Here is a 5,857-nt window from a genome sequence, read left to right as displayed (position 1 = left end):
CCCGGCCGCTACCCCTCGGTGGCGAGCAGCAACTCCCGCAGCAGATCGGCCAGTTGTTCCACCCGCTCCTCGTCCAGGGCGGACAGGGCCTGCGTCTGGAGGGCGAGGCCCGCGCCGACCGCCTCGTCGGCCAGGCGCAGGCCCTGCTCGGTGAGCGTGACCTGGAGTCCCCGGCGGTCGTGCGGGTCGGGGGAGCGGCGCAGCAGCCCCGCCTGCTCCAGCTTGTCCAGCCGGCCCGTCATCCCGCCGGTGGTGAGCATCAGCGTGGCCGAGAGCCGGCGCGGGGGGAGGGTGTAGGGCGCGCCGGAGCGGCGCAGGGTCGCGAGGACGTCGAACTCCCCGCGTGAGATCCCGTACTTGGCGTACGCCTTCTCGATCCGGTCGCCCATGGTGCGGGCGAGCCGGGAGACGCGGCCGAAGACCTCCATCGCGGCCGTGTCGAGGTCCGGCCGCTCCCGGGCCCACTGCTCGGTGATCGCGTCGACGGGGTCCTTGCGCTGCTCGGGGCGTGCACTCATGAACAGGAGTATCCGCCCCCTCCCGATGACCCGCAAGAAAGTAGCTTGCAAGCAAGTTGCTTAGCGTTAAGCTATCTCCTGCCGGTCCACCACCGTCCCGGGAAGAGGTGTGCCCCCGTGGCCCCGAACCGCACGATCCCGCACCGCACGGCCCCGCGCCGCATGGCCTCGCACCGCGCCGTCCTGATCGCGCTCACCGCCCTCGCCCCCGTCTCCTGGGGCACCACCTACGCCGTCACCACCGAGTTCCTCCCGGCCGACCGCCCCCTGTTCACCGGCCTGGCGCGCGCCCTGCCCGCCGGGCTGCTGCTGCTCGCGCTCGCCCGGGTACTGCCGCGCGGCGCCTGGTGGTGGAAGGCGACCGTGCTCGGCGCGCTGAACATCGGGGCGTTCTTCCCGCTGCTGTTCCTCTCCGCGTACCGCCTGCCCGGCGGCATGGCGGCCGCCGTCGGCTCGATCGCCCCGCTGTGCGTGGCCGGCCTCTCGGCGCCGCTGCTGGGGCAGCGCCCGGCGGCGCGCACCCTGCTCGCCGGGGTCGTGGCCGCGTGCGGCGTGAGCCTGGTCGTCCTGAAGGCGGCCGGGGCACTGGACCCCCTCGGCGTGCTCGCGGCGCTCACCTCCATCGCCTCGATGTCCACCGGCACCGTGCTCACCCAGCGGTGGGGCCGCCCCGAGGGCGCCGGCCCGCTCGCGCTCGCCGGCTGGCAACTGACCGCGGGCGGCCTGCTGATCGCCCCGCTCGCCCTGCTGGCCGAGGGCGCCCCGCCGGCCCTGGACGGCCCGGCGGCCGGCGGTTACCTCTACCTCGCCCTGGTGAACACGGCGGTCGCGTACTGGCTCTGGTTCCACGGCATCGGCCGCCTCACCGCCACCCAGGTCACCTTCCTCGGCCCGCTCTCCCCGCTCACCGCGGCGGTCGTCGGCTGGGCGGCACTCGGCGAGGCGCTGACACCGTGGCAACTGGTGGGCATGACCCTGGCGTTCGGGGCGACGGTGGCGGGCCAACTCGCACCCGCACCCCGGCGGAAGGCGTTCGAGCGGCGGGGGGAGCCCGGGCGGAGGGCTTCGCGGCGCCGTGGGGCGACGGACGGCCGTCCGTCGGCCGCCCGCTGCACGTAGCGGGACGGTGGACCGTGACGCGTCCACGGTGCCCACCTGCCCGGACACCGGCGCGACAGAGGCGCGCTCGTCGGCGGGCTGTTCGCCCATCCGCTCAAGGACCCGCTCTGCGACGGCGAGCTCGTTCCGCTCGGCCCGCGCCTCCGCCGGCTGCTCGGCCGGCTGTTCTTCGAGTTCGTCCAGCTCCGCGCGCCGCGCGGTGATCCGTTCCAGCGGCTCGGGATCCAGCATGCACCGGATCTCGGAAGGCCACCCGGTCACGGTGAGTGCGAACCGACAAGCTGGTCCTGGAGCGAGAGATGGCGCAACCGTCTTTGGCGTGACCGGTTGCCAGGCTCTTCACTGGCTCGGGCATCGACGGGGATCTTGGTGATGTCAGGGCGTGACGGGGAGGCTAGCGAGGTGCCGCGAGTACGTCCCGGAGTACGTCCTCGAGCGTGACGCGGGCCAGTTCGCGTCTCAGGGTCTCCTCGATGCCCTCGTAGATGCCCTGCATCGCCGGCTGGATGCCGTGACCCACCACGCATCCCTGGTCCGGGGTGGTGCGGTGCATCGCGAACAGCGGGCCGGGTTCCACTGCCTCGTACACGTCGAGCAGGGTCATCGACTCCAGCTCGCGCGCCAGCGACCAGCCCGCGCCCACGCCCCGCCGGGACTCCACGAGCCCGGCCCTGCGCAGCTCGCCGAGCAGCCGCCTGATCACCACGGGGTTGGTGTTCGCGCTGGTCGCGATCTGCTCGGAGGTGGCGACCTCATGGCCCTGGCGCTGGTAGAGACCGATCCAGGCCAGCGCGTGGGCGGCGATGGTCAACCTGCTGTTGGCACTCATGAACCCCTCCTCCCGGCCGCAACGCCTCATGTTACGACGGCACAGTCGTAACAGTGAAGGTTGCAACAGTCTGTCGTAACAATTAACGTTGCGACTGCCGGGAAGTCCAATCAACGAGGTGAGAAGAATGAGCAAGCCACTCACGGGCAAGGTCGCCCTGGTCACCGGGGGGTCGCGCGGACTGGGAGCCGCGACCGTGCGGCTGCTGGCCGAGCAGGGCGCCGACGTCGCCTTCACCTACGTCAGCTCCGAGAAGCAGGCGCAGGCCGTCGTCGACGAGGTGCACGGCAAGGGAGCCAAGGCCGTCGCCTTCCGGTCCGACCAGGCGGACACGAGCCGGGCGCCGGCGCTGATCGACGACGTGGTCGCGCACTTCGGCGGCCTGGACGTCCTCGTCAACAACGCGGCGATCTCCGTGGCCGGCACGGTGGACGACCCGGACGCCGACACCGCCGCCCTGGACCGGATGCACGCCACCAACTACCTCGGCGTGATCGCCGTCATCCGGGCCGCCTCCCGAGTGCTGCGCGAAGGCGGCCGCATCATCACGGTGAGTTCCGGACTGGGCTCCCGGGTCGGCGCCCCCGGCCTTGCCGACTACGCGGCGACCAAGTCCGGGATCGAGAGGTACACCATGGGCGTCGCACGCGACCTCGGGCCCCGGAACATCACGGCCAACGTCGTGGAGGCCGGACTGATGGAGGGCGGCATGCAACCGCCGGACCCCGAGACCCTCAAGGCCCTGGTCGGCTCGCTGTCCCTGCGGCGCATGGGGCACCCCGACGAAATCGCCGCGGCGATCGCCTTCCTGGCGAGCCCCGCCGCGTCGTACGTCACGGGCGCGGTGCTGGACGCCCACGGCGGCTACAACGCCTGAACCCGAACCCCTGCCGCGCGCCCCGAGGGACATCGCGCCTTCGGGGCGCGCACCGCCGACGACCCGCGACAAGGCGTACGACTCGAAGGCGGTGCGCGGTGAGCTGCGACGCCGCTGTATCCAGGCGCTGATCTCCCGCAAGGGCTCCCCGGACATCGAGGGCCCGGGCAGGCTCCGCCGGTCGCCGAGCAGATCGCCCTGCTCCACCGGTTCGAACGCCCTGCGGTCCGCTGGGAACGACGGATCGAACTCCACGACGTCTCCGTCTCGTCGGCTTGCAGCCTCATCTGCTCCACACGCCTCAAGAAGACCGGATCGTGATCGCGTTACGAGCTCCGAGGAGAGCGGCTCCTGACGAACGGTCTTCTCCGCGGACTGCCGCCCACGAGCCAGGGCGAGTCCCCCGAGTGCGGGTCACACCAGCCCTTCGACCTGCGCCTTCAAGGTGGTGGAGGCTCAGTGCGGTGGGGTACGGCCCACTCGGCCCGGATGTCCCGCCCGTGCGCCGCCCACCTCGCGCCGCACGTACTCGCCCCGGCCACCCCTGCGCGAGAGCGGCTGCCGACCCCGGACGCCGACGCAGGCGCGCGTCAGGACGGGCCCCGTCCGTCCTCCCGGTCCGGCGTCGGCGTGAAGGGCCGCGGCGGCTCGGGCCCCTCGGTCGTGAGAAGCGACGCACCGTTTGCGCCAGGCGGGGCGAAAGTGGCGCGAACAGGTGTTGCCGCCCTGTTTCACGACGCGCAGCCTGGGAGTCCGCGGGAGCGCTCCCACGCCGTCGAACCCCGCAGGGGACCGATCGCGCCTGCTGCCCGGGGAAGCACCAGAAGCACCACCGCCGTGCACACGTCCTCGTTTCTGGAGCCGACATGCCACGACCCCGCTGGAGCGGGCCCCTCCTGCTGGCCCTCCTGCTGACCGTCCTCGCCCCCCTCCCGGCCGCCGCCCGGCCCGTCACGGCGGCTCCCCCCGCAGCGGCGGACGCCGTGCCGCCCGGGACGGGAACGGCGAAGGGCGCCGCGACCGTGCCCCTGACGTCGCTCAACGCGACCACCACCCAGGTCGCCGGAGGGCTGAGGCGGCCCACCGCCCTCGTGGGTCCCGACGACGGCACGGGCCGGCTGTTCATCACCGAGAAGTCCGGCACCGTCCGCACCTACCACCCGGACACCGGTCTGGCCGCCTCCCCGCTCATCGACATCACGTCGGCCGTGGACGAATCGGGCAACGAGCGCGGCCTGCTCGGCATCGCCCTCCCGCCCGACTTCGCCACCAGCCGGAACGTGTACCTGGCGTACACGGCCCTGCCCGACGGCGCGGTCACCCTCGCCCGCTACCGGCTCGACGCGTCCCGCCTGGAGGTCCTGCTCTCCCAGGAACACGCCGGGTACAACAACCACAACGGCGGCCAGATCGCGTTCGGCCCCGACGGCAACCTGTACTGGAGCATCGGCGACGGCGGCGGCTCCGGGGACCCCTTCCGCTCCGGCCAGCGGCTGGACACCCTGCTCGGCAAGATCATGCGGATCGACGTGAGCCGCAGCTGCGGCCCGCTCCCCTACTGCGTCCCCGCCGACAACCCCTTCGTCGGCCCGGACGGGGCCCGCGACGAGATCTGGCTGTACGGGCTGCGCAACCCGTGGCGGTTCTCCTTCGACGAAGCCGACGGATCGATGTGGATCGGCGACGTCGGCCAGGGCCGATGGGAGGAGATCAACCATCTCGCCCCCGGGCAGGGCGGACTGAACCTCGGCTGGTCCTGCTACGAAGGACTGGAGAAGTTCAAGGACGGCGACTGCGGGCCCGGCGAGACGTACACCGAACCGGTCTTCACGTACTCCCCCTACACCGGCGGCTGCTCGATCATCGGCGGCCGCGTCTACCACGGCCAGAAGTACGCCGACCTGGTCGGCGGCACGTACATCGCCACCGACTTCTGCTCCTCCACGGTCTGGGCGCTGCGCCCCGACGGCAGCGGCGGCTACGAGCAGGCCGAGATCGGGAGGATGCCCACCCAGGTGACGACGATCGGCACGACCGCCGAAGGGGAGTTCTACGTCGTCAACGACCTGCCCGGTGGCCTGCACCGGGTGTCGTTCGAGCGGGAGGAGCCCACCTGCCGGGTGGACCGCAAGGTGACGACCTGGGGGACCGGCCTGACGACCGACCTCACCGTCACCAACACCGGCAGCACCCCGGTGAACGGCTGGACGCTGGAGTTCCCGCTGGCCCTCGGGCAGACCGTCGTCTCCGACTGGAACACGGACCTGACCCAGGGAAGCAACGTGATCAAGGCGTCCGACGCCTCCCACAACGCCGTGATCGCTCCGGGCGCGAGCGTCACCCTCGGCTACCTCGCCGACCACACCGGCGACACGTCACCGCCGTCACGGTTCACGCTCAACGGGGACGCCTGCGCGGTCGGCCGCTGAACCACCGGCGCGGTCCGGTGACCCCGCGACCGCGCCTCCGGCGGCCTGAGCACCGCCCAGCTCGCACCACACGTACTTGCCCCGG

At 72.4% G+C, this 5,857-nt stretch carries 5 protein-coding genes; 3 read left to right on the top strand and 2 right to left on the bottom strand.

The genetic code is table 11. From position 1 onward, the window contains the following. Positions 1-8: 8 nt before the first annotated feature. Positions 9-518: a MarR family winged helix-turn-helix transcriptional regulator gene (locus AOK18_RS23185; protein WP_055695596.1), complete on the bottom strand. Its 510-nt coding sequence runs from the start codon at positions 516-518 to the stop codon at positions 9-11. Between the two features lie 162 nt (positions 519-680). Between AOK18_RS23185 and AOK18_RS23180 the strand changes: the two genes are divergently transcribed. Continuing rightward, complete coding sequence (locus AOK18_RS23180; RefSeq protein ID WP_055695597.1) at positions 681-1,637, top strand: EamA family transporter; 957 nt, start codon at positions 681-683, stop codon at positions 1,635-1,637. Between the two features lie 394 nt (positions 1,638-2,031). On the opposite strand, the gene AOK18_RS23175 is transcribed toward AOK18_RS23180, so the two are convergent. Next, on the bottom strand, positions 2,032-2,466 hold the full coding sequence (locus AOK18_RS23175; protein ID WP_055573698.1) for an Rrf2 family transcriptional regulator: 435 nt from the start codon (positions 2,464-2,466) through the stop codon (positions 2,032-2,034). 127 nt (positions 2,467-2,593) lie between these two features. On the opposite strand from AOK18_RS23175, the gene AOK18_RS23170 reads away from it, so the two are divergent. Both AOK18_RS23170 and AOK18_RS23165 read left to right on the top strand, forming a co-directional pair. Continuing rightward, positions 2,594-3,343 carry an SDR family NAD(P)-dependent oxidoreductase gene (locus AOK18_RS23170; RefSeq protein ID WP_055695595.1) on the top strand — a complete coding sequence of 250 codons (750 nt, stop codon included), beginning with the start codon at positions 2,594-2,596 and terminating at the stop codon, positions 3,341-3,343. A gap of 866 nt (positions 3,344-4,209) precedes the next feature. Further along, entirely contained in the window at positions 4,210-5,772 is a 1,563-nt protein-coding gene (locus AOK18_RS23165; RefSeq protein ID WP_055695594.1) for a PQQ-dependent sugar dehydrogenase, read from the top strand. Positions 5,773-5,857: the final 85 nt, after the last annotated feature.

The organism is Streptomyces prasinopilosus (assembly GCF_001419695.1).
Lineage (GTDB): Bacteria > Actinomycetota > Actinomycetes > Streptomycetales > Streptomycetaceae > Streptomyces > Streptomyces prasinopilosus.
This window is presented reverse-complemented; position numbering and strand designations above follow the sequence as displayed.